Origin of the sequence: Silanimonas sp., assembly GCF_027530345.1 — a bacterium.
GTDB lineage: Bacteria > Pseudomonadota > Gammaproteobacteria > Xanthomonadales > Xanthomonadaceae > Silanimonas.
In genome coordinates this window covers 71,721-95,634 of the sequence record NZ_JAPZQK010000004.1, presented here as the reverse complement: position 1 = coordinate 95,634, position 23,914 = coordinate 71,721, and the positions used below count along the sequence as shown (strand labels likewise).

General features: G+C 70.0%; 19 protein-coding genes. 8 read left to right on the top strand and 11 right to left on the bottom strand.

Translation table 11 applies throughout. The annotated features are described in order from the left end of the window. Positions 1-22: 22 nt before the first annotated feature. Entirely contained in the window at positions 23-3,499 is a 3,477-nt protein-coding gene (locus tag O9255_RS02455) for a DNA methyltransferase (RefSeq protein WP_297865242.1), read from the bottom strand. 66 nt (positions 3,500-3,565) lie between these two features. After that, positions 3,566-4,465 (bottom strand): LytTR family DNA-binding domain-containing protein, encoded by a 900-nt coding sequence (locus O9255_RS02450; RefSeq protein ID WP_297865241.1) that lies wholly within the window; start codon positions 4,463-4,465, stop codon positions 3,566-3,568. A 142-nt stretch (positions 4,466-4,607) separates the two neighbouring features. Here O9255_RS02450 and O9255_RS02445 point away from each other — a divergent pair, with 142 nt between their 5' ends. Further along, positions 4,608-5,285 carry an outer membrane beta-barrel protein gene (locus O9255_RS02445; protein WP_297865240.1) on the top strand — a complete coding sequence of 226 codons (678 nt, stop codon included), beginning with the start codon at positions 4,608-4,610 and terminating at the stop codon, positions 5,283-5,285. Here O9255_RS02445 and O9255_RS02440 read toward each other — a convergent pair. Genes O9255_RS02440 through O9255_RS02430 form a run of 3 tightly spaced genes read right to left on the bottom strand, consistent with a single transcriptional unit; the run spans position 5,257 to position 8,394 of the window. Next, complete coding sequence (locus O9255_RS02440; RefSeq protein ID WP_297865239.1) at positions 5,257-5,982, bottom strand: ABC transporter ATP-binding protein; 726 nt, start codon at positions 5,980-5,982, stop codon at positions 5,257-5,259. The two genes, O9255_RS02445 and O9255_RS02440, sit on opposite strands and share 29 nt — an antisense overlap. Beyond that, complete coding sequence (locus O9255_RS02435) at positions 5,972-7,198, bottom strand: FtsX-like permease family protein (protein ID WP_297865238.1); 1,227 nt, start codon at positions 7,196-7,198, stop codon at positions 5,972-5,974. Before O9255_RS02435 ends, O9255_RS02440 begins: the two co-directional genes overlap by 11 nt. Positions 7,199-7,200: 2 nt before the next feature. Then, complete coding sequence (locus O9255_RS02430) at positions 7,201-8,394, bottom strand: efflux RND transporter periplasmic adaptor subunit (protein ID WP_297865237.1); 1,194 nt, start codon at positions 8,392-8,394, stop codon at positions 7,201-7,203. Between the two features lie 95 nt (positions 8,395-8,489). On the opposite strand from O9255_RS02430, the gene O9255_RS02425 reads away from it, so the two are divergent. Then, complete coding sequence (locus O9255_RS02425; RefSeq protein WP_297865236.1) at positions 8,490-9,269, top strand: VOC family protein; 780 nt, start codon at positions 8,490-8,492, stop codon at positions 9,267-9,269. On the opposite strand, the gene O9255_RS02420 is transcribed toward O9255_RS02425, so the two are convergent. Next, complete coding sequence (locus O9255_RS02420; protein ID WP_297865235.1) at positions 9,245-10,174, bottom strand: SDR family NAD(P)-dependent oxidoreductase; 930 nt, start codon at positions 10,172-10,174, stop codon at positions 9,245-9,247. The genes O9255_RS02425 and O9255_RS02420 overlap by 25 nt on opposite strands. Before the next feature lie 99 nt (positions 10,175-10,273). Between O9255_RS02420 and O9255_RS02415 the strand changes: the two genes are divergently transcribed. After that, a complete protein-coding gene (locus tag O9255_RS02415; protein ID WP_297865234.1) occupies positions 10,274-10,927 on the top strand; it encodes a response regulator transcription factor in 654 nt (217 codons plus the stop codon). Positions 10,928-10,948: 21 nt separating this feature from the next. Here the strand turns inward: O9255_RS02415 and O9255_RS02410 are convergent, their stop codons facing one another. The 4 genes from O9255_RS02410 to O9255_RS02395 form a co-directional block, all read right to left on the bottom strand. Continuing rightward, positions 10,949-12,157, bottom strand: coding sequence for a PQQ-dependent sugar dehydrogenase (locus tag O9255_RS02410; RefSeq protein WP_297865233.1), 1,209 nt, complete (start codon positions 12,155-12,157; stop codon positions 10,949-10,951). 62 nt (positions 12,158-12,219) lie between these two features. Beyond that, the gene (locus tag O9255_RS02405) at positions 12,220-15,648 is read right to left on the bottom strand and encodes a PAS-domain containing protein (protein WP_297865232.1); all 3,429 of its coding nucleotides are present in this window, start codon (positions 15,646-15,648) and stop codon (positions 12,220-12,222) included. A 21-nt stretch (positions 15,649-15,669) separates the two neighbouring features. Then, positions 15,670-16,281: an exonuclease domain-containing protein gene (locus O9255_RS02400; RefSeq protein WP_297865231.1), complete on the bottom strand. Its 612-nt coding sequence runs from the start codon at positions 16,279-16,281 to the stop codon at positions 15,670-15,672. Continuing rightward, entirely contained in the window at positions 16,278-18,101 is a 1,824-nt protein-coding gene (locus O9255_RS02395; RefSeq protein ID WP_297865230.1) for a DUF294 nucleotidyltransferase-like domain-containing protein, read from the bottom strand. Before O9255_RS02395 ends, O9255_RS02400 begins: the two co-directional genes overlap by 4 nt. Positions 18,102-18,273: 172 nt before the next feature. Between O9255_RS02395 and O9255_RS02390 the strand changes: the two genes are divergently transcribed. Continuing rightward, positions 18,274-19,335, top strand: coding sequence for a hypothetical protein (locus tag O9255_RS02390; RefSeq protein ID WP_297865229.1), 1,062 nt, complete (start codon positions 18,274-18,276; stop codon positions 19,333-19,335). A 31-nt stretch (positions 19,336-19,366) separates the two neighbouring features. Here the strand turns inward: O9255_RS02390 and O9255_RS02385 are convergent, their stop codons facing one another. Further along, positions 19,367-20,695 (bottom strand): amidohydrolase, encoded by a 1,329-nt coding sequence (locus O9255_RS02385; RefSeq protein WP_297865228.1) that lies wholly within the window; start codon positions 20,693-20,695, stop codon positions 19,367-19,369. Positions 20,696-20,813: 118 nt separating this feature from the next. On the opposite strand from O9255_RS02385, the gene O9255_RS02380 reads away from it, so the two are divergent. The 4 genes from O9255_RS02380 (at position 20,814) to O9255_RS02365 (ending at position 23,732) form a co-directional block, all read left to right on the top strand. Beyond that, positions 20,814-22,247: a coniferyl aldehyde dehydrogenase gene (locus O9255_RS02380; protein ID WP_297865227.1), complete on the top strand. Its 1,434-nt coding sequence runs from the start codon at positions 20,814-20,816 to the stop codon at positions 22,245-22,247. Between the two features lie 76 nt (positions 22,248-22,323). After that, positions 22,324-22,596 carry a ribbon-helix-helix protein, CopG family gene (locus O9255_RS02375; protein WP_297865226.1) on the top strand — a complete coding sequence of 91 codons (273 nt, stop codon included), beginning with the start codon at positions 22,324-22,326 and terminating at the stop codon, positions 22,594-22,596. Then, complete coding sequence (locus tag O9255_RS02370) at positions 22,593-22,868, top strand: type II toxin-antitoxin system RelE/ParE family toxin (protein ID WP_297865225.1); 276 nt, start codon at positions 22,593-22,595, stop codon at positions 22,866-22,868. The genes O9255_RS02375 and O9255_RS02370 overlap by 4 nt, the downstream gene beginning before the upstream one ends. A gap of 444 nt (positions 22,869-23,312) precedes the next feature. Then, entirely contained in the window at positions 23,313-23,732 is a 420-nt protein-coding gene (locus O9255_RS02365; protein WP_297865224.1) for a hypothetical protein, read from the top strand. Positions 23,733-23,914 lie beyond the last annotated feature (182 nt).

The following is a 23,914-nucleotide window of genomic DNA, read 5'->3' as shown; positions in this document are numbered from 1 at the left end:
GCTGAGATTAGGGCCAGCGCACTCACGCCGACCAGCGCACCCCATCCGCATCCGGCGTGGCGCGCCCCACCGCCGCCAACATGTCCAACAGCGCTGGCAGGCGCTTCTTCCACGGCCCGCGCGAGGTGAAGCGCGCGGCGATGTCGTCTACCGTCATCGGCGTGCGGTTCGCCGCCAACACCTCGGCCACGGCGCGCACCTGCGCCACCGGCTCCTTCGGCCACGGCGCCGGCTTGAGGACGGGCGTAGCGACCACAGCGAGCTCGTCGTCGGGCGCGTTGTCGTCGCTGCGCTCGGTGGGCATCTCAGCCTGCTCGGGCCCGCGCTGAGCCGCCGGGTTCTGGAACTCGGGCCGCAGCCACAGTACTTCGCCGCGCGCCTCGGCCGCGGCGCGCTCGGCGTTCAGCATCACCAGCCGCTCCAGCACCGCCTCCTCGAACGCGCGCTTGGCGTCATCGCGATTCTGGCCGTCGGCGGGTGCCTCATTGCCATGCGCCACGCGCAGTACGGGCAGCAGATCGGCCCAGTCGTAGGCGGTGAGCACGGCGGCGTCGAGCTCGTCGTGGATCTGGCGCAGCACCGACACCAGGCCCTGCTCGTGGATCACGCGCTCCTTGGGCGACAGCGGCTCGCCGCTGCGGAGCGTTTCGAGCACGTTGTACATGCCGGTGAGCGTGAGGCCCGGATGCGCGGCCTGCTGGCGCTTGCGGTGGGCGTCGAGGTGTTCGCCAAGCTCGCGGATGCGAGACAGCAATGCAGCGTCATCACGCAAGTCGGGAAAGGGAAAGGTCTCAAAGCAGCGACGTTTGTTGTACCGGGGATCGTTACCGACGCCGAGGTGACTTCCTTGAACAAGCGCCCACGCAAGGTGAGTGCTTGATGAAAGAACACCAAGGTTGAAAGCGTCCTCCGTCCCGAAGACCACCAGCATTTGATCGGGCAGGACGCTAGGCTCTAGAAACTGAAAGTACCTGTGCTTGGACGTCATGACCGTTACAACGTACCGGCCAAGGCCACGAATGGCACGACGCATCTCTTCGTTGCTTCGCCTGTGAAGCCACCACTTTTCGCGAAGATCGACGTCCTTGTTTGCATCTCTCTCGGGCTTCACCCGAGTAAGCAACCACTGATAAAGCGTAGGAAATCTTTCGCGAACCTCTGAATCGCTTAGACCGTAACAGTCAATGACCTTGAGGCGTCGTGGAATAGATGCGATGTCCTTCCCGTTTCGGTAATCACGAACCGGGGCATTCGGCTCGAAAGTCGAAGCGACGTCGCCAGACACCGTCATCCCTGAGCCATGAGGGATAACGCCAGTAGCGCTGATTACAGAGTTTGATCGCAGCATCTTTGCAACAAGCACATCAACGCCAACTCGCAGGTCGGAATGAATCTTTCCCTTGCGGCCAACGACTCCCAACCCTTGTTCCTGCGAGCCTTCGCGATCGATCGACGGAACACCTAAGGTTCCCGTGCAATTGCCAGAAACTGCAACAGTCATCGAAACGCGGACATCTGCTCCTTCACTGGCCTCAACCCACGGGTGATCTGCAATAGCAAAAGCCAGCGATACGGGCATTTTGGTATCGCCAAGAAACTTCTCAATTACGCGCCGATTGAAGGTCTGCCGAAGAGAGTTTGTTGTGATGAATCCGAATGCTTGAATGGCATCCGTTGCAGCCAACGCCGCCGCTCCATGCCACCAGTACATGACGAAATCGGCTGAGTCGGGAACTTCTCCCCAAGCACTCCTCAGCGCATCGACATATCCGTCGCCCAACGCTTCGCGAATCTTGAGCTTGCCAATAAACGGCGGATTCCCCACAACGAAATCCGCTCCCGGCCATTCGGCCTTGCGCGGGTTCACGTAGCGCTCCACCGGCACGCGGGCGCTGTCGTCGGGGATGGGTTCGCCGGTCACCGGCGAGGGCTTCATGGTCTTGCCGTCCCAGCGCGTGATGGGCACGCCGCGCTCATCGGTCACGTACTCCACACGGTCGTAGGCCAGTACCGCGTCGCGATTCTCGATGTTGCGGAAGTCGCGAATCACCGGCGTGGGCGGGCTCACCTCGCCACGCGTGCGGAAGTGCCACTGCAGGTAGCCGATCCACAGCACCACTTCGGCAATCGCTGCGGCGCGGGGGTTGATCTCGATGCCGAGCAGGTTGTGCGGGTCGACGGTTTCGGCCGCGGTGTTGTCGGCGCGGTCGCTGCCGAGCGCCAAAGCGAACTGCCCGTAGCCTAGCTCGTCCAGCGCGTTCAGCACTTCGCCTTCCAGCCGCTTCAGGTGCTCGAGCGTGACGTAAAGAAAGTTGCCGCTGCCGCAGGCCGGGTCGAGCACGCGCACGCGGCACAGGCGATGGTGGTACTTCAGCAGCTCGGCGATGGCGGCCTTGCTGTCACCTTCCGAGGCGAGCGTTAGCGCGGCGGCCTGTGCGTCGCGCCATTCCTCGCGCAGCGGCTCGATGACGGTGGGCAGCACCAGCCGCTCGACGTAAGCGCGCGGTGTGTAGTGCGCGCCCAGCTTGTGGCGCTCGACGGGGTTGAGCGCGCGCTCCAGCAGGGTGCCGAAGATCGCCGGCTCGACGTGCTTCCAATCGGCCTTGGCGGCATCGATGAGCAGGGCGATCTGCACGGCATCGAGCGGCAGCGTGTCGGGCTGCTTGAAGAGCTTTCCATTGAAGCGCAGCACGTCGTTCGCCAGCACGGCCGAGAAGCCGCCGCTGTCCATGTCGCGCCACATCTGGCCCAACATGCGCATGGCCACCTCGGGCTGCGCGGCGTACTTGGCCAGCAGATCGCGGAAGCTGTCGGCCGGCAGCAGGCGCACGTCTTCGGCGAACATGGTGAACAAGCAACGCATCAGGAATTGCGCCACGGCTTCGGCCGGGTGACCGGCGCGTTCCAGGCTCTTGGCCAGCTCGGCAAGCCGTTCGGCGATCTCGCGGGTAACGCGCGCCGATTCTCGGCTGGGGTCGAGCGAGAGCGGGTCGGTCCAGAGCCGCGTGAGCCGCTCGATGATCTCGGGGCGGCGCAGGTCGTCGAGCGCGATGCGGTGGCTGCGCGGGTCGGGGAAGGGCGTGTAGGTGCCGCCCGAGCGCGAGAACTCGGCGTAGAGCTCGATGCGCTGGCCCACATCCACCACCACGATGAAGGGCGGGCGGCCTTCGGCGGCGGGCAGCGCGCGGGCGTAGCCCTCGGCTTGGCTCCGTGCGCGCAGCAGGGCTTCGTCGAAGGCCTTGGTGTGGGCAACGGCCTTGAGCTTTTTCGATTCGAGAACGAAGTGGCCGCGCCGGTAAAGGTCGATGCGCCCGGCGCTCGTGCTGCCGTCGCCATGCGCGAAGGTGATGGGGCGCTCGAACAGGTAGTCCTGCTCGGGCGTGGGGTGGGGTTTTTCCACGCCCAGCAGCTCGCAGAGGTCGAGCAGGAAGCTCTGCGAGGTGGAAAGCTCCGAGGCTTTCACGCCCTGCCATTTGGCGATGAAGGTGTCGGCGTCCATGCGGTGCGGAACCAGAGAAGGAAAGGGCGTCGACGCCAAGGGTAGCGGGCCCGCGACGACAACGGGTCACTCCATCGGATCGATCACGAACCCGCTGCCGAGGCGCTCGCGCACCTCGGCGAGGCGACGCCGGCTGATCGGCACGCGCTCGCCGCCGCGCAGTTCGCAGGCCCAGCCCTTTGCGCTCTTCGAGACCCGGCGCAGGTGGGCGAACGCGACCCAGTGCGATCGATGCACGCGCAGGCCCGCATGCGCCAGCGCGGCCTCGACTTCGGCGAGGCTGCCCAGCACCGTCGCCCGGCCCAACGCGGTGCGCACTTGCAGGTAGTGCAGGTCGGCATCGATGCGCACGAGATCGCGGCCGATGGCGGTGGGAAGGCGTTCGAAGAAGGACGATGCGAGCGGCTCGGGCGGCGGCGTGATCGGGGCATCGCCGTTCGCGGCGTCGACTTCCTCGACTTCCTCGACTTCCTCGACCGCCGGCGGGATCGACGCGCCACCCGCGGGCGCCGCGGTGGGCTCACGGATCACCGTGGGCGCCAGCGGCACGAGGTTCAACAGCGCCCAGCTGACGAGGTAGCTCGGCGCGAGTTGCAGCCATTCGGCCACCAAGGCCAGTCCGCCACCCGCCTCTGCCCAATGATCCAGGACGTCGTCAGGGGGGCTTTCCACCGGCATCGGGAACAGGCGCTCGAACCCGAGGGCCAGCGGGGCGAAAGCGAGGCTGCCCAGCAGGCCACCGACCAGCAGGCGTGACCAGGCCGGCGCCGCGCTCAGGATGGACCAACGCGCCGTGGCATGGGTGGCGACGATGGCCAGCGCGAGCCCGACCCCGATGTGCACAATCCACACCGCCCAGGCGGCGAACCAGGGCAACGTCCGCGTCGGCTCCGGCTCGAGTTGGGCGAACAGCAGGGCCAGCGCGATGACGACGATCGGCCAGGTGCGGGCGTAATGGGCGGTCATGGCGGGAGTTTAGGGCGGCCGTTCGTGCAGGCAACGTGCCGCTGGTGCAGCCGGCACGCGGTGGTCACACCAGCGGTGGGGCGACGTGGGCAGCTTAGACCCACCGCGCACCCCGACGCGGTCTGACCCGGAGACCCCTGAAATGACTCGACACCCGACCCCGAACCGCTCCCTCCGCCGCGCCGCCCTGTGCCTCGGGCTGGCCCTGGCTGCCGCGCCCGTCGCCCAGGCCAGCGACGAGGGCCTCTACGCCACCGCCCTGCTCGGGCTGGCCAACCAGTCCGACCAGACGCTCACCTGGAGCGGCGTCGGCGCTCCGCCGGTCGGCACCCAGTCGCGCAACCTCGCCCTCGACAGCGGCCTGCTCGGCGGCGGCGCCCTCGGCTGGGCCTTCGGGAACGGCTGGCGGGTGGAGGGCGAATTCGTCTACCAGAGCGTCGACGCCGGCAACCCCGGTTTTGCCGCGCCTGGCCCGCAGGGCGCCGGCGACAACTTCGCCTCCACCTCCTTCGGCCTGAACCTGCTCTACGACGTCGACCTGTTCGGGTCGGACAAGGCGAAGACCTACGTCGGCCTCGGCTATGCCCGGCTGACCGAGGTCGACATGGACATCGGCGGCTCGTCCTACAGCGGTACCGGCGATGGCTTCCAGGTGCTCTTCGGAGCGCGCTACGACCTCGGCGAGAACCTGTTCATGGATGCCGGCGTGCGCTGGCTGGATGCCGGCAAGGTGACGCTCGATGCGGAACGCGGCAACGGCCGCATCAAAACCGACTATGCCCCGTGGGCCCTCACGGTCGGGCTGGGCTGGCGCTTCTGACGCGGGGCCCATCGCTGACGATGCGCCCGTCGACCAGCTCGATCACCCGATCGCAGCGGTCGGCGAGGCGCGGGTCATGCGTCACCACCAGCACGGCGAAGCCGCGCTCGGCGTGCAGGCGACGCAGCAGGGCAAAGACCTCGTCGGCCGTCTGCGTGTCGAGGTTGCCGGTGGGCTCGTCGGCGAGCAGCAGGGCGGGCCGCGCCATCAGCGCGCGGACGATGGCCACGCGCTGCTGCTGGCCACCGGAGAGCGCCATCGGCTTGCGGTCGGCCAATGCGCCAAGGCCCACGGCCTCGAGCAGCTCCTTCGCCTCGGCGACGAGGGCGGGCGTGGGCCGGCCCTCGCGGGCCAGCCTCGGCATCATCACGTTCTCGAGGGCCGTGAAGGCCGGCAGCAGGTGGTGGAACTGGAAGACGAAGCCGATGGCCTCGCCGCGCAGCCGCGTGCGGGTGTCGTTGTCGAGCGCGCGCGTCGGTTGGCCGAGCAGTTCGATCTCGCCCTCGGTGGGCGAGTCGAGCTGGCCGAGCAGATTCAACAGCGTCGTCTTGCCCGAGCCCGACGGGCCGATCAGCGCGGCGAACTCGCCGCGGCGCAATTCGAAGTCGAGGCCGTGCAGCACCTCGATCTCGCTGGGCAGGCCGACGTTGTAGCGCTTGCGCACGCCGTCGAGGCGCAGGACGAGGTCATCCGCCACGCATCGCCTCCACCGGGTCGAGTCGTGCCGCGCGACGCGCCGGGGCCATTGCCGCGAGCATGCCCACCACCGTCGCCATGGCCGAGGCGCCGAAGAACAGCGCCGGCGTGACGACGAGGGCGAAAGCGCCGCGGCCCGAACGCGCCAAGCCCATCAGCTCCCACAAACCCAGCAAGCCAGCGCCGATCAGGCAGCCGAAGGCCGCACCGATCAGGCCGACCAACGCGCCCTGCAGCAGGAAGATCCGCAGCACCTGGCCGCGTTGCGTGCCCATCGCCCGCAGGATGCCGATCTCGCGGCCTCGCTGCACCACGCTCACGGCGAGCACGCTGGCGATGCCGAAGGCGGCGGACAGCCCCACGAACACCTTGATCAGGTTGGTCGACATGCTCTGCGCCGCGAGGGCGCCGAGGATGTTGCTGTTGAGCGTCATCCAGCTCTCGGCCTGGATGCCGAGGCGCGCGGCGATGCGCTGGGCGACGTCTTCGGCCTCGAAGATCTCGCGCACGCGAAGGTCGATGCTGGTGGCACCGCCCGGCAGGTCGAGCAGGCTCTGCGCCGGCTTCATCGCGAGGTAAACGAAGCGGCCGTCGAGGTCGCGCACGCCGAGCTCGAACAGCGCGACGATGGTGAACACGTCGCTGCGGCCGTCGCCGGTGTCGAGACGGATGCGGTCGCCCAACTGTGCACCAAGATCTTTCGCGAGCTCGCGGCCGATGGCCACGTCGTTGCCGACGATGCGCCAACGGCCCTCCTTGACGTTGTCGGGCACCGGCACGATGCGCACGTAGCGCTCCGGATCGATACCCATCAGCACCACCGCGCGGCTGGCCGCACCGCGACGCGCGAGCGCCGGGCCGGACACCAGCGGCGAGATCGCCGTGACTTCGGGAAAGCCGGCCAGCGCGGTTTCGATGCGCTGCCATTGGTCGACCGAGCGCAGGCGTTGTGCGCGCTGGTCAACGCGGGAGAGCACCGCCGTCTCGCCCTCGACACGCAGCGGCCGGGCTACCTCGTCCGGCGCACTGATGCGGATGTGCGCCTGCGTGCCGAGCGTGCGGTCGATGATCTGCTTCTGCAGGCCACCGATCAGTGCAGTGAGGAAGACGATGACGGCCACGCCGACCCCGATGCCGGTGATGATCAGCAGGGTCTGGGCGCGGCCTTCCAGCAGCAGGCGGGTGGCCAGCGTCCATTCGAACCAGAATCGGGCCACGCTCATTCCGCCGCAGCGACGCGCACGCGCGCACCGTCGGCAGGCGCACCGGCCAGCGGCAGCACGGCTTCGCCTTCGGTGAGGCCTTCGAGCACTTCCACGCGGTCAACGCCGCGCAGGCCGAGCGTCACCGGCACGCGCTGCACGCGGCCCTCGCGAACAACGAGCACCGTCGACGGCCCGGCGCTGTCGCTCGCATCGACGGCATCGATTGGCAGTACCAGCGCGCGCTCGCGGCGCCCCACTTCGATGTCGATGGAGACCGTCATGTCCTGCCGCAGCGTGGCCGGCGGCTCGGGCACTTCGACGCGCACTTCCACGGTGCCGGTCTGCGGGTCGACGGCCGGGGCGATGAAGACCACGCGGGCCGGCAGACGCTGGCTGGGGAAGGCATCGGCGGAGACGAGGGCCGACTGGCCTTCGGCGAGACGGTCGAGGTTGCGTTCGTCGACCTGCGCGACGACCAGCAGGTCGCCCTCGCGGGCCAGTTCGACGATGCCGCGGCCGGCCTGCACCACGTCGCCGGGCTCGGCGAGCCGGCGCAGCACGGTACCGGCCACGCGGGTGCGGATCACGTTCTGCGCCAACGCCGCCTCGGCGGTGGCGACGCGATCGCGCAGCAGGCGCTCGGTGCTGCCGCCGGGGCCGGAGGCGCGCGCCTGCGCTTCCGCTCCCGCCAAAGCGGCGTCGGCCACCCGGCGGGCCTGTGCGGCCTGTTCGGCACGGTCGCGGGCCACGAGGCCCTTCGCTGCGAGTTCGGCGAAGCGCGCGGCATCGCGGCGCGCTTGTTCCGCCGCGCCGCGCGCCTGGACGAGGGTGGCCGCGTCCACGGGGCGTTCGCGTTCGAGCAGCTGCGCGAGGGTGGCGCGGGCTTCCTCGAGCTTCGCGCGCTCGTCGTCATCGGAGAGGCGGGCGACGACATCGCCGGCGGCCAGACGATCACCCTCGCGCACCGGGCGCTCGAGGACCGTGCCGGTGATCTCGCTGCCGACGGTGACGCGCGACGGCGTCTCGACACGGCCCGTCGCGACCACGTTCGCCAGCAGAGGCCGGGCCTCGACGCGATACCCCTCGACGGCGGGACCGAACACCCAGCCGGGCACGCGCGAGGCGACGAGGACCAGCACAAGCACCGCGACGGCCCAGGGCCAGCGGCGACGCAACGCGGTGAGGACGGAGGGCGAGGTGATCGACATCACGGGAGCGTAGCGCAGGGCGGGACTGGCACAGCGTGCAGAAGCGCGTCACGCTCGGCCTGCCTCGCGCCGCGTGCGCCGCCCCGGAGACGACCATGCCTGTCCACACCCCGCCGCTCGGTGCCCCATGCTGGTTCGAACTGGCGAGCACGGAGCCCGCGCGCTCCATCGCCTTCGCGAAAACGGTGTTCGGCTGGTCGGCCGACGAGCAGGGCACGCCGATGGGGCCCTACGCCTTCATGGCCAATGCAACCGCCGCGGTGGGCGCCATCTGCGGCCTACCGCCCGGCGCCGAGGGCGCGCCCTCGTTCTGGAGCGCCTATTTCCTCGTGGCCGATGTCGACGCGTCGCGCGCCAAGGCCATCGCGCTCGGGGCCACGCCCTTCGGCGAGCCCTTCGACGTGCCCGGGATGGGCCGCGGCGCCGTGCTGGCCGACCCGGGCGGTGCGGTCTTCAATTTGTGGCAGGCCGACGCGGCGGCCGGCGGCGATTTCGCGATGTTCGAAGACTTCAGCATCGGCTGGGTCGAACTCGCCACGCGCGACGTCGACGCCGCGCAGCGCTTCTACGGCGAACTGCTCGGCTGGAGCTTCAAGGACTCCGCGAACGCGCCCGCCGGCACGCGCTACAGCGAATACGCCGCCGGCGAGACGCACTACGGCGGCCTGCTGCAGATGACCGCTGAGTGGGGCGACCTGCCGGCGCACTGGTCGCTGTATGTGGTCGTGCCGGATCTCGCCATCGCATTGTCGGCCACCGACGCGGCCGGCGGCAGCGTGAGCGTGCCGGCCTTCGACGCGCCGGGCGTGGGCCGCATCGCCCGCATCGACGATCCGACCGGCGCCGGGCTTTACCTGATCGAACTCGCACGCTGACGCAGGAAGGCCACCAACGCCTCCGCGTTCGCACCGCCGCGCGTCATGGCGAAGGCGTGCTCGGTGTCGCGGTGGCGATCGAGCCAGATCTCGCCCTCGGACGACGGCTCGGGCCGCGTCGCCGCCAGCCAGAGCGCGGTGTCGGCGCCTTGCTCGCCGTTGCGCAGCACCCGGCGCAACACGCGGCGGAACCCCGGCAGGGAGGAGCGCACGCCATCGGTGTCGACCCAGCCCGGGTGCATCACGTGCGCACGGGGGCCGTGCGCCTCCGCGTTCCACGCACGGGTGAGCTCGATCTGCGCGCGCTTGTGCTGTGCGTAGGCCATGAAGCCGTCATGGTGGGCCGCGTCGCGCGCCTCGAGGGCGTCGAGATCGAGTTTCGCGCCGTAGGCGCCGCCGGAGCTCATTGCGATGATCAGGCTGCCGGCGTCGAGGGCGCCGGCCTCGCGCAAAGCCGCCGTCATCGCGAAGGGCACGAGCAGGTTGGTCGCGAAGCTGGTTTCCACGCCCTCGGACGTCAGCGTGTGCCCGTGGAGCATCACGCCGACGTTGTGCACCAGCACATCGAAACGCGGGGTGTGCGCCGCCCAAGCCTCGCCCTCCGCAATGCGGGAAAGATCCAGCGGAACGGCGTGCAGGCGGCGCGCGCCCTCACCGGCATCGCGACGCAGGGCCTCGAGCTTGGCCGCGTCGCGCGCCAGCGCATGCACCTCGGCACCACCGTGCAAGGCACCGAGCACGATGGCGCGGCCAATGCCGCCACTCGCCCCCGTGACGCACCAGCGCTGGCCGCGGAAATCGAAGGGCGCGGCGGGGCGGGCCGCCAGGCGGCGCCGATGGCCGAACGTGGAGAACGGCCCGAGGAAGCGGGCGTAGAAGAACAGTGAGGCGAGCGTCTTGAGCATGCGTGTAGCATCGCGCAATCCGCGGCGAGGCGCGGTGATCGGGATGCGAGCGCGGGGTGAGGGCGCGCGCCGAGGCCCCGGCTGCTAGGCTTCGGGCCCATGCCGCTCCTGCTCGTCGCCGATGACCACCCGCTGTTCCGCGATGCGCTGAAGCGCCTCGTCGGCGGCTTCTGGCCCGACGTCGCGGTGCGGGACGCCAGCGATGCCGAGGGGGTGTTCGCCCTCGCGGAAGCGCACCCCGACGCCGACCTGCTGCTGCTCGACCTGACCATGCCGGGGGCGCGCGGCTTCTCGGTGCTGGTGCACCTGCGCGCGCAGCACCCCGCCCTGCCGATCGTGATGGTCAGCGCCCGCGACGACGCCGACACCCGCCGCCGCGCGCTGGACCATGGCGCCGCGGGCTTCCTGTCGAAGTCGGCTTCGCCGGAGGAAATGCAGCGCACGCTCGATGCCGTGCTGGCCGGCGACCGGCCCCAGCCGCCCCTCGCCAGCGCGCCGGTGGGCCCGGATGAACGCGCCATCGCCGCGCGCATCGCCACGCTGACGCCGGCGCAGTTCCGGGTGCTCAGCCGGGTGGCCGCGGGCCTGCTGAACAAGCAGATCGCCTGGGAACTCGGCATCGGCGAGGCCACGGTGAAAGCACACATGGGCGCCGTGCTCGACAAGCTCGGTGCCACCAACCGCACGCAGGCGGTGCTGATGCTGGGCCAGCTCGGCCTCGAACCGCCGGCACCGATCCCCGACGAGGACTGAGCCCGGCGGCGCGCCGGCCCCTCAGGGACGAGCGCGCTCGATGGCCTGCGGTGCGGCGGGCGTCGCGGCCGCCGTGGCCGGCAGGAAGCGCAGCACGCGGCCGGCCTTCTCGTCGGTCAGCACGTAGAGGAAACCGTCGGGCCCGACCTCCACCTCGCGCACGCGCTGGCCGACGCGCAGCGCCGTCTCGCCCTGCACCCGGCCGGCGTCATCAAGGTCGATGCGGCGCACGTCGAGGCTGACCAGCGAGCCGGAGAACAGGTCGCCGCGCCAGTCGGGGAACGCATCGCCCGCGTACACCGCAAGGCCGGACGGCGCGACCGCGGTGTCCCACAGGAGGACCGGGTCGACCATGCCGTCGCGGCGCGTGGCCTCGCCGACCGGCTCGGCGGTGACGTAGTCGCGGGTCAGGCTGACCCGCGGCCAGCCGTGGTTGTTGCCGGCCTGCACGCGGTTCAGTTCGTCGCCGCCGAGGGAGCCGTGCTCGGTGGCCCACACGGCGTTGCGCGCGGCATCCACGGCGAGGCCCTGGATGTTGCGGTGGCCGATCGACCAGACGCCAGTGGCGCCGCCGGCGAAAGGCGCGTCCGTGGGCGCGCTGCCGTCGTCGTTGAGGCGCAGGATCTTGCCCCAGTGGCTGGCCGGGTCCTGGGCCTTCTCGCGGATGAAGGCGCCGTCCAGCATCGTCGGGGGATTGCCACCGTCGCCGATCGAGACGAGCAGCGAGCCGTCGGGCAGGAAGGCCAGCCGCGAGCCGAAGTGGCCGGCCGCGGGCTTGGGCTGGTTGCTCTCGAAGATCACCTCGAGACCTTCCAGCGCCGTGCCGGTGAAGCGCGCCCGAGCCACGCGCGTGGTGTTGGCCTCGGGCGTGCCGTGCGCGTAGGTGAGGTAGACGAGGCGGTTCCCGGCGAAGCCGGGATGCAGCGCGACGTCCAGCAGCCCGCCCTGGTTCTGCGCGAACACCTCGGGCACGCCGGCCACGGGCTCGGGCTGCAACACGCCGTCGCGGATCACGCGCAGGCGGCCGGGACGTTCGGTGACCAGCGCGCTACCGTCCGGCAGGAAGGCGAGGCCCCACGGATGCTCGAGGCCTTCGATCCAGACCTCGCGGCGGGCGCCGGTCTGGATCGGGACGTTGCGCGCGGACAACACGGTGCTTTCCGGCATGGCGGGCGCGGGCGCCGCGGTGGTGGCGAGGCTGGCGGCAAGCAGGGCGGTGGTCAGCGGCATGGGGAGGGGTGTCGGTCGAATGAGGGTGGAATCGCAACGGATCGCCCGTCAGCGGAGCGTGTTCAAGCGCGCGCGGCGGCCAGCCAGGCCCGCAGTGCCGCCGGCCGCACCGGCTTGTGGCTCAGCGTGAATCCGGCACGCATCGCCCGGTCGCGCAGCGCGTCGCCGCCTTCGGCCGTCAGCAGCAGCACGGGCATCACACCCCATCGCGCGACGAGCCCTTCGGCGAGCTCGATGCCGTCCATCGCGTCGTGCAGCTGGAAATCGACGATCAGCCGCGAGGGCCGTGAGGTGTCGGGGAGCGCCAAGGCCTCGGTCGCAGTCCCCACGCATTCGACGGCGACGCCCCAGCGCGCGAGCAGGGCCTGCAGCGCGTCGCGGATGTCGGCATCGTCGTCGACGCAGAGCACGCGCAGGCCGGCCATGGCATCGGCCGGTTCGCTCTCGCCGCTGGCGGATGACGCGCTCGAAGCCGGTGCGCTGCGCGGCACGGCGATGCCGAAAACGCTGCCATGCCCCACGCGCGACCGCAGCGACAGCGGATGCCCGAGACCATTGGCGAGGCGCTGGGCGATCGAGAGGCCGAGACCGAGGCCACGATCCCCCTCGGCGCCAGTCGCGCCGACGCGGCGGAACTCCTCGAAGATCAGCTCGCGGTGCGCCTCGGCGATTCCGGGGCCGGTGTCCCACACCTCGACCACCCAGCCATCGCGGCGCCAACGCACGCCGATGCGCACGCCGCCGTGGACGGTGTAGCGCAGCGCATTGGCGATGAAGTTCTGCAGCACGCGCCGGAGCAGCGCAGGGTCGCTGGTCGTCCATGCGCGGGTGTCGACGGCTTCGATCGACAGGCCACGGGCGCGCGCCAGCGGTTCGTACTGCTCGACCAGCCCGCGCAGCAGCGGCCCGAAGGCCAGCGCCTGCGGGCGCGCCTGCAGCTGGCCGGATTCGATGCGCGACAGGTCGAGCAAACCGTCCAGCAGCTCCTCGGCCGAGCGCAGCGACGCATCGATGCGGCCGCTGAGTTGGCGCTGCTCGCCGCGATCCTCCGCCTCGCGCAAAGCGGCCGAGAACAGCCGCGCGGCATGCAGGGGCTGCAGCAGGTCGTGGCTCAGCGAGGTCATGAAGCGCGTGGTCGCCTGTCGCGCCTGCTCGGCATGCCCTTGGGCGCGCGCCGTCTCTTCCAGCGCGATGGACAACGCGTGCGTGCGCTCTTCGACGCGTCGCTCCAGCTGGGCGGCGGCATCGCGCAGCTCCAGCTCGACGCGCTTGTAGTCGCTCACGTCGGTGTAGGTGGTGACATAGCCGCCGCCGGGGAGGGGCTGGCCGCGCATCTCGATCACCTGCCCGTTCGGACGGATGCGCTCGAACACGTGGGACGCGCCGCGCCGCAGGTGCTCGAGCCGGCGATGCACGTGGGCGTCGACATCGCCGGGTCCGCATTCGCCACGCACGGCGTTCCAACGGATCAGCTCGGCCACCGGCTTGCCGACGTAAAGCAGGCCATCGGGGTAGTCGAACAGGCGCTGGTAGGCATGGTTCCAGGCGATCAAGCGCAGGTCGGCGTCCACCACGCTGACACCATGACTGACGTGCTCAAGCGTCGTGGTCAGCAACTCGCGGTTGAAGCGGCGCTGCTGCCCGGCCTCGTCGAGCAGGGCCACCACTTCGCCAAAGGCCATGCCGCTGCCGCGCAGCGCGGCGGTGAGCAGGGTGCGCGCGGAAGCGGCCCCCACCGCCGACGCCAGCAGCCGCTCGCCGAACTGGAGGAAGCCCCGGTCGGCCGGCCCCTCGGGCTTCAGCGGCCGGCCGCGCTCTGCGGCGAAGGCCGAGAACTCGGCGCGCGCGGCGGTGTCGCCGAGCACACGGGCACAGAGCGCGAGCACGTCGCCCTCGGTGGCACGCCCGGTGGCTTCGGGGTCGGGTTCCTCGCGCGCGGCGTCCGGCGCGAGGAAAGGTTCGGCGGCGAGGCGCGCTTCCAGTCCCGGCCGGTAACGCAGCGACGCAGCGACGAAGGCCATCACGTTCACGAGCAAGGACAGCACGGTGCCGTGGGTGAGCGCGTCCCAGCCAACCAGTCCGAACATCGCCTCCGGACGCAGCATGGCGAGGCCGAACAGGCCGTGGGCCAGCCAGTCGGCACCGAAGCCGAAGCCGCGGGCGAGGGCCGGCAGCAACAGCGTGTAGAAAAACACCGCGAAGCCCAGCGCGATACCGAGCCTCGCACCGGCACGGCTGGCCCCGCGCCAGTAGAGCCCGCCGATGAGCGCCGGTGCGAACTGGGCCACGGCGGCGAAGGCCAGCAGCCCGTGCGAGGCTAGCGCCACGTTGCCGACGAAGGCGCGCGAGTAAGCCCACGCCCCGAGGCACAGCGCGACGATGCTCACGCGGCGCACCCAGAGGATGCGCTGACCGAGGCGCCCGGGATCGTCGGCGCCACGCAACAGCCACGGCATGGCGAGATCGTTGCTCACCATCGTCGCAATGGCGAGGCTGGCCACCAGCACCATCCCGGTGGCCGCCGAGACGCCCCCGAGGAAAGCCACCAGCGCGAGATCGACCCGGCCCTCCGACAGCGGCAGGGCCAGCACCCACGCATCGGGCGTCACGCTGCCGCGCAGCGCGACCTCGCCGGCCCAGGTGATCGGCAGCACCGCGAGGCACACCAGCACCAGGTAGAACGCGAAAGCCCAGCGGCCCGGGCGCAGGTCGTCGGCCGACTGGCACTCGACCACCAGCACCTGGAACTGGCGGGGCAGGCAGAGCAAAGCGAGGAACGCGAGCAGGGTCTGGGCCACGAACGGATCGGGCAGCGCCGGCAGCGGCGCCTCGCGCACCGCCGGCGGGATCTCGCCACCCAGCAGCCGCCACGCGAAAAAGCCGACCACGACGAGGGCCAGCAGCTTGACGATCGACTCCAGCCCGATGGCCCACATCAAGCCGCGGTGATGGCGGGTGGCGTCGACGTGGCGTGTTCCGAAAACGATGGCGAACAGCGAGAGCAGCCCCGCCGACAGCAGGGCCGGATCGTTCAGCGCATCGCCGCGCGGGATGCCGGTCAGCACCTCCACGGAGAGCGCGATGGCCTTCAGCTGCAGGGCGAAATAGGGAATCGCTGCGACCACGGCGATGATGGCCACCATCGCCGCGAGCTCTCGCGCACGGCCGTAGCGCGCCGCGAGGAAGTCGGCGATCGAGGCGGTGCGCTGCCGCTGCCCCACCACCACCATGCGGCGCAGCAGGTCGCCACCGAAGACGAGCAGCAGCAGCGGGCCGAGATAGATCGGCAGGTAGCTCCAGAGGTTGCCCGCCGCGCTACCGACCGCGCCGAGCAGGGTCCACGAACTGCAGTACACCGCGAGCGTGAGCGCATAGAGCATCGGCCGCACACGCGGGTTCGCGGGCCCGGCGCGATCGCCGCTCCAAGCCACGGCGAGCAGAACGCCCGCATAGAGCAGCGAAAACGCCAGCAGGCTCAGTCCATGGACCATCGATTCCCCCTTGGCCCGATTCTAGGCCTCGCCGGCGCGGGCGCGCAGGACGCACCAGGCCAGCGCCGTCGCGGCGGCGTCGGCAAGCGCATCGTGGCGCTGCATCGGCGGCACACCGGCCTCGGCGAGGATGGCGTCGAGATCGCGACGCTGGGCCGTTTCGGGGTGCCTGCCCTGCTGCCGCCGATAGTCCACGTCCGCGAGGTCGACGCGGCGGCTGGGCAGCGGGAAACCCGTAATCGCCCGAACGCTGCGATCGAGCAGGGCGATGTCGAAGTCGATGCAGTAACCCAGCAGCGGCCGTGACCCGAGCCAGCGCAGGAAGGCCTCGACCACCACGCGTTCTGCCTCGGCCGACGCCACGTCACCGGGCAGGATGCGGTGGTGGCGGATGGAGTCGATGCCGAAGGCGCGGCCCGGATCGACCCAGCGCTCGAAGCGCTCGGAAAGCACCACGCGCCCCCCGCGCACCGGTACGGCCGCCAAGCGCAGGATGCGGTCGGCCGAGACGTCGAGGCCGGTGGTCTCCAGGTCGAGGCTCACCACCTCGCCCGCAGGCGGAGCGGCGAAGAGGCCGGCCCACGGCCCGGCGCCATGGCGCCAGGCCAGCCAGCGCCGGCGGATCGCGTTCATGTCATGCCGCGCAGCTGCAAGGCGTCGCGCAGGTGGTCCTTGAACCGATTCACCACGCGCAGGGCATCGCGCAGCAGCTCGCGGTCGAGGTGCCTCAGCGCCGCCACGTCGAGGCGGTTGTCCGCTACCCGGCCCGCCGCGAGGGCATCGAGCTGCTGGCCGAGGCGCAAGCGTTGGAACACCGCGAGGGCCTGCGGCACGTTCCGCCCCAGCTCGCCCGGCAAGGCGCCGGCCGCCACGAGCCCTTCGCAGCGCGCGAAGCTGTTGCTGCGCGCCACGCCATGGCGCAGGGCCATCGTCCGTAGTCCGTGCACCAGCGGGAAGATGCCCCCCTTCTTGATGTCGGTCCCATCGCCACCGTCGCGCACGCGGCCGAACAGGGTGAGCGGCGTATCGAACTGGAAGGTGGCGAGGCCCATCTCGCGCATCAAGCCCTCATCGCGGCCCAGCGTGATCAGGTCCTCATGCAAGGGCTGCACGAGGTGACGGTCGCCGGCCACCGGGCGGGCATCGACCACCATCGACAGCTCCATCAGCGATACCGGGTCGCCGCGGCGGCGCCAGTCGGCGATGCGCCCGCGCCAGCCGTCGAGGGTCTGACGCCAATGCGGGTTGCTCGCCATGACGCCACCGGCGCAAGGCGGATAGCCGATCTCGGCGAGCCGCGCCGCGAAGCGCGCCATCGCCTCGGCGTAGGCGTCGGGTTCGACGCCGGGCGCGAGGATCAGCGCGTTGTCCTGGTCCGTCTTGAGGATCTGCTCGCGACGACCCTCGCTGCCCAGCACCAGCAGGCATGCGCCTTCGCGCAGGGCCTCGGGCACGCAGAAGCGGAACAACGCGGCGAGCAGGCGCGAGTTCAGCGCGCTCACCATCTCCATCAGGTAGCTGATCTTCGCGCCCTGCGCGAACAGCGTGCGCACCAGCGCGTCCGTTTCGCGCGCCGCAGCCACGACTTCCGCCTCGTCGGCCGCGCGGGCAAGGCGAAGGCTGATGAGATGCGACTGGCTGGCGTAGTGGCTCAGCACCTCCGCCAAACCGATCGTGCCGACCACCGCGTTGCCGCGGCGCACCGCCACGCGCTCGATGTGCGATTCGGTCATCGTCACCAGCGCCTGGAACAGCACGTCGTCCTCGCGGACGCCGATCAACGGACGATGCGCGAGCGGGCCCACCGGTGACGCGAGGCCATGGCCCTCGAGCGCCAGCGCATCCAACAGGTCGGTGCGGGTCACGATGCCCGGGCCCTCTTCGCCCGGCGAAGGCTCGACGATCAGGCACTCGACGCCGTGCCGGCGCAGGCCGGCCACCGCGTCGCCGATCGGCGTGTCCGCTGCCACCGCCACCGCCTCGGCCAGCTGGGCATCGCGGACGCGCGTGAGCATCAGCCGGTTGGCTTCGGAGGGTGCGCTCTTCTCCGCCAGCAGCTGTCGCTTCGCCGACAAGCCTTCGTGGAACCACGCCGCGAAGCGCGGCTGCTCGTCGAGCAGCGTGCGGAACACCGGCGCCGGGAGCACGAAGGCCAGCACTTCGCCGCGGGCGCGGTAGCGATGGCGCGCCCGGCCAGTGATCACCGCGAACGCGCCGAACACCTCGCCGGGACCGTAGTCGGAGAACAGCCGCTCGCGGCCGTCCTCGATGTCGCCGGCCTCGACCTCGCCGCGCAACACCACGTAGACCTGCGTCGACGGCTGCCCCGCTTCGATCAGCACCGTGCCCGGCGCGAAGAAGGCGAGGTCCAACGCGGCTTCGACGCGCGCGCGCGCCGCTGCGTCGAGCAGGTCGAATGGGGGAGCATGGAAGTCGAAGCCGGGCGTGGCCATGTCGCAAGGCTGCCACGGGGCCACGGCGGCGTCCCTTCGACCATCGGCGGAGGCTTGGCGCCTCGGCAGGCCGCACGTTCCACCGGGTTCATCCGCTCGTCGGCCCGGACTGGCGAAGGTGAAGGGCGCTTTGCTCAGATGCCCGCTTCGCCTGCCGCCCCCCGTGCCCCCAATGAACCACGACGCCGAGCTCGACCAGCTCCACGCCCAGTCCGCCGACATCGCCGCCGCACAACTCCCCTTGCTGGTGGCGTTCGGCTTCGCCATGACGGCCCTCGCGGGCTTCGCCCTCAGCTCGCCCGGCATCGGCATCGTCGGCTGGTTCGGGGGCTTCCTGATCGGGCTGTACGCCATCAGCCGCGGCGCCGCGGCCATCGAACTGCCGGCGCTGGCGAAGTATCCGGCGATGATCGCGACCTTTGTGCCCGGCTTCTGCGCGCTCGCCACGGGAGGCGTGTGGTGGCTGTCGCGCAATGCCGCGTCGGCGAATGCGGAAGCGATCACGCGCGTCGAGCGCGGCGCACGACTGGCGGCACAGCGGCCTGCTGCAGCGCCGGCTCCGGCGGCCACGCCACAGCGGGTACCAGCGGCGGCGGCCGCGGCCACGGGCACCCCCGCGACGCCCTCACCGATGCCGGAGAAGGCCTTCCCCGCCGTGCGCGCGGTGCTCGGCACCGCCGTCGCCGAGGGCGCGGCGCTGTCGATGACGCCGGGCATTCCCCGTCCGGAGGGCATGAGCGAAGCCGACTTCCAGACGATGCTGAAGGCCTCGGGGCCGGTGGCGCGCGCCACGCTCGGGCACTTCGTGGTCGTCTACCGGATGGACAACGGCGACAACTGGCTCTACGTCGACGAGCAGGCGCGGGAGAAATCCGGCCTCACCCGTGACGGCCTGCATCGCAAGGCATTGCAGAATCTGATGGCCATCGTGAAGCGCCCGGGCCAGCTGCGGCAGGTCGACCATCCGCCCTACCTCGGCTTCCTCCTCGATGGCGAACACGAGTCGTCGCTGGTCCTCGTCGACGAGATCTGGAAGGCCGTGCTGCGCAACGACTGCCCGAACGGCGCGGTGGTGGCCATCCCCGCGCGCGACCTGTGCATGTTCTGCGACGCCGATTCTCCGGAAGGCATCGTCGCGCTGCGCGAGATGTGCGCGAAGTTCCGCGACCAGCCCGGCTTTGTTTCCGACCAGCTGCTGCTCTACACCGCGCAGGGCTGGTCGGCGTTCCGCTGATCGCGTCGGCGCGAGGCGCCGGCAGCCGGCTTCACGGTGCGGCGACCGCGTCGCCGCCGAGATAATCGAGCGCCAGCCCCGCCATCACCCGCACGCCGAGGTCGAGACCGCGGTCGTCGATCTGGAATTCCGGCGTGTGGTGGCCGGGCGCCTGCGCTGCCGGCATGGCGGGGTCGCGGCCGCCGAGGAAGACGAACAGCCCCGGCGCTTCCTGCGCGAAGAACGAGAAGTCCTCGGCGCCGGTGACGGCCGGGCGCAGCACCACGTTCTCGGCTCCGGCGGCGCGCTGCAGGCTGGGCAGCATCCGCGCGGTGAGCTCGGGATCGTTGAAGGTGACCGGATAGGCCACGCCGTCGGGCACCGTCACTTCGGCTGTCGCACCCATGGCCCCCGCGATCTGGGTGGCGACGGCGCGCACGCGCTCGCGCAGCAGGGCACGAGTGTCGTCGTTGAGGGCGCGCAGCGTGCCCTCGAGTTCCACCTGCTCGGGGATGATGTTGGCGCGCACGCCACCGGTGATGCGGCCCACCGACACCACGGCGGCGCCCTCCGTGAGCTCGACGTTGCGGCTGACGATGGTCTGCAACCCCATCACCACCTGCGTGGCGGTGACGATCGGATCGACGCTGCTCCACGGATAGGCACCGTGCGCCTGCTTGCCCTTGATGACGATGCGGAACGACTCGGCGCTGGCCATCGTGCCGCCGGGACGATAGGCCACGTGGCCGACCGGCAGGACGGAATTGACGTGCAGGCCGAACACCGCCTCGACCTTCGGGTTCTGCATCACGCCTTCCCTCACCATCAGCTCGGCACCGCCCTCCTCGCCGGCGGGCGGGCCTTCCTCGGCCGGCTGGAAGAAGAACTTGATCGTGCCGGGAATCGAATCGCGGCGTGCCGCGAGCACTTCGGCCACACCCATCAGGATGGCCACGTGCGCGTCGTGGCCGCAGGCATGCATCACGCCCACGTCCTGGCCGTTGTAGGTGCTGCGCACCTTCGAGGCGTAGGGCAGGTCGACGCGCTCGGTCACGGGCAACGCATCCATGTCGGCGCGCAGCGCAATCACCGGGCCGGGCTTGCCGCCCACCAGGGTGCCGACCACGCCGGTGTGCGCGACACCCGTTTTCACGTCGAACCCGAGCCCTTTGAGGTGCTCGGCGACGAGCGCCGACGTGCGGAACTCGCGGTTGCCCAGCTCGGGATGCTGGTGGATGTCGCGACGCCACGCGACCACCTTCGGCTCGATGGCGGCGATGGCGGCGTCGAGCGACGGATCGGCCTGCACCGGGCGCGCGGTAGCGATCGCGGCGGCGATAAGGGCCAAGGACAAGGCGGCACGACAAGCAGGAGCAGGCATCGCGGGCACTCCAAGTTCAACGAAGGAGGCGCCGGGGGAGTGTGGACGCTAGCACGCCGTCCACGGGGGGGGAGCGTAGACTGCGAACCTTGACCGCCGCACCAGCCGGAACACGCCCATGGACAGCCGCGAACCCGCCCAGGCCCCGGCCCACACGCCGGCCTCGCTCGCCACCAGCCTCGCGACCCTGCGCGCGGCATGGCTGAAGCGGCGCCCCGATTTCGCCCAGCGCCGTACCGACCTCGACCATCTCGCCGCGGCCATCAAGGCGAAGCGCGAGGCCATCGTCGAGGCGATCAATGCCGATTTCGGCCGCCGTGCGAGTGTCGAAACGCTGGCCGCCGATGTCATGGTGACGCTCGAAGAGATCAAGCACGTCCGCAAGCATTTGCGCTCGTGGATGAAGCCGAAGCGTGCGCCGATCAACCTGCTGTTCCTGCCCGCGCGCGGCGAGATCCGCTACCTGCCGCTCGGCGTGGTCGGCATCGTCGCCCCGTGGAACTACCCCTTCCAGCTGGCGATCATCCCGCTCGTCGACGCGATCGCCGCGGGCAACCACGTGATGATCAAGCCCAGCGAGTTCACGCCGCGTACCAGCGCGCTGATCCGCGAACTCTGCGCCGCGGTGTTCCCGCCGGAGCGCGTCACCGTGGTCGAAGGCGGCGCCGAGGTCGGTGCTGCCTTCACCGCCCTGCCTTTCGACCATCTGCTGTTCACCGGCAGCACCGCCGTGGGCCGCAAGGTGATGGCCGCCGCCGCGCGGAACCTGACGCCGGTCACGCTGGAACTCGGCGGCAAGTCGCCGGCGCTGATCGCGCCCGGCTTCGACCTCGCGCTGGCCGCCGAGCGCATCGCTACCGGCAAGCTGTTCAACGCCGGCCAGACCTGCGTGGCACCCGACTACGTGCTGGTGCCGGAAGCGCAGCGCGAGGCCTTCATCGATCTCTTCTTCGCCGCCGTGGCCAAGCGGCTGCCGACGCTGGGCGACAACGCCGACCTCACCTGCGTGATCAACCCGCGGCAGTCGCAGCGCCTGCGCGAGTGGTTGGACGACGCGAAGCAGCGCGGCGTCGCCATCCGCCAACACGCGCCGGATGACGGCAGCGCCGCGCCGGGCGAGATCATCCCGCCGACGGTGCTGATCGATCCGCCGGACGACGCCCGCGTGATGCAGGAGGAGATCTTCGGCCCCCTGCTGCCGGTGAAGGGCTACCGCACGCATGACGAGGCGCTCGCCTACATCCTCGGCCGCGACCGGCCGCTGGCGTTCTATCCCTTCGACCGCGACCGCGCGCGCCTCGAGCGCACGCTCGACACCGTCGTCGCCGGCAGCGTGTGCGTCAACGACACCCTGATCCAGTTCGGCCAGCACGAGCTGCCGATCGGCGGCGTTGGCGCCTCGGGCATGGGCCACTACCACGGCCATCAGGGCTTCCTGACCTTCAGCAAGGCCATGCCGGTGATGCGGCAGGCGCGGTTGAACGGCATGTTCCTCTTCGACCAGCCTTACTCGGGGCTGATGAAGCGGGTGCTGGATGTCCTGACGCGCTGAGCGGCCCGGATAGGCGTGGCAGATGCGGGTCAGCTACAGTGTAGTACATTGCATCCAGTTGTTCGGGACCCCCGCCATGACCGTGACCAGCGTTCGCCTTCAGCCGGATGTCGAAACCGGCCTCGCGGCCATCAGCGAGAAGCTGCAGCGCAGCCGGAACTGGGTGATCAACGAGGCTGTGCGCGAGTACGTGGCCAAGCGCGCCGCGGACGATGCCCTGTGGGCAGACACGCTGGAAGCGATCGAGGATGTCGCCGCCGGGCGGGTGGTGGACGGTGAGGCTGTACATCGCTGGATGCGCTCCTGGGGCACCGCGGATGAGCTTCCGGCACCGAAGCCCGGCCCGTGAAGCTGATCTATTCGGCCCGTGCACTGGCCGATCTTGATCGCCTGAGGGTGTTCATCGCCGAGCACAGCCCCGGCGCCGCACTGCGCATCGTCAACGCGCTGATTGCGCGCATTGAACGCCTTGCGGATTTCCCTGCGATGGGCCGTGAAGTGAAGACGGCCGCACCACTGCAAGTCCGTCACTTTGCTTTCGACGCCTATGTCGTCCGTTACGTTCCCACCGCCGAGGCGCTGGTGATTCTTCGCGTCTGGCATCACCGCGAGCGGCGCTGAAGGCTGTCTGGTGCTTGGGGCTTGACGGTGCGTATGCGAACGGCAGGTTGCCCAGCGCCGAGTCCCGGCGCTCGGCGTGCCCCATGCTGGATGTGCAGGGCGCGACGCTAAAGACAGGGCATAACGACACTCATAACGCTTCGTGAACATTGCGTGACTAGACTATGCGCCGATTTCACGCAAAGGAATGTGTCCGCATGCCCCGTGTGCTGCTGTTTAACGTTTGTATCCTGAGTTTCCTTGTGGCGGCTTGCAGTCCGTCTGAGCCAACCACTGCCGGCGATTCCAGCGCAGTTGAGAGCGGCGCTAAGACGGTCGATGCCGCGCCTGAACCCGTCGAGGAACCCGAATCGACTTTGCCGCCGCTGCAGCTGTTTGACATCACGCTCAAGGGAGCTCCGCGCTCCGCGCTCCGCGCTTCGCACAGCCATCAAACAGGGCGGCATGCGCGCCAAACGTGAAAACGACAACTTCTGGACCGATACCTACGATCCGCGTGGGGTACTGCAAGGTGCTTCAGCGTTCGAGGTGGGCTACGTGGATGCCACCGAAACGTTTGCGTTTGCCGAATACACCTTCAGTTCCTTCATGGATACGCAACAGGTGCAACGTGTGGCCGATCTGGTGACGCAGAAATACGGCGAACCCACTTGGGTGGATGGCAACGTTCAGGTGGGTGACGTTGTTTTCCGTTGGGAGCGCGACGATGGCATGAGCATCCGCGTGTCACGCGGATGGCCGAGCACCACGACCTTCCTCAGTTTTGTCGATGAAGAAGCCTTCTCCGCGATGCAGGCCGAGCAGAATGCACAGGATCAAGCGCAACAAGCCGCGAAAGCTCGTGAGCAGTCACAGGCGTTCTGAATCCTCACGTCTCTCGGCGCCTTGGCGCCGGTAATGATTATGACGATGGCCGACAAATGCGCGTTCAGGCCCAGCGTCGAACCAATGCCTTTGGCGAGTGGGAGTGGGATGCGGGTAGCTGCTGAGCATCCCCCGTCGCGCGAACGGGATCATCCCTACGCGCTGAGGTCGCCACCTGACGT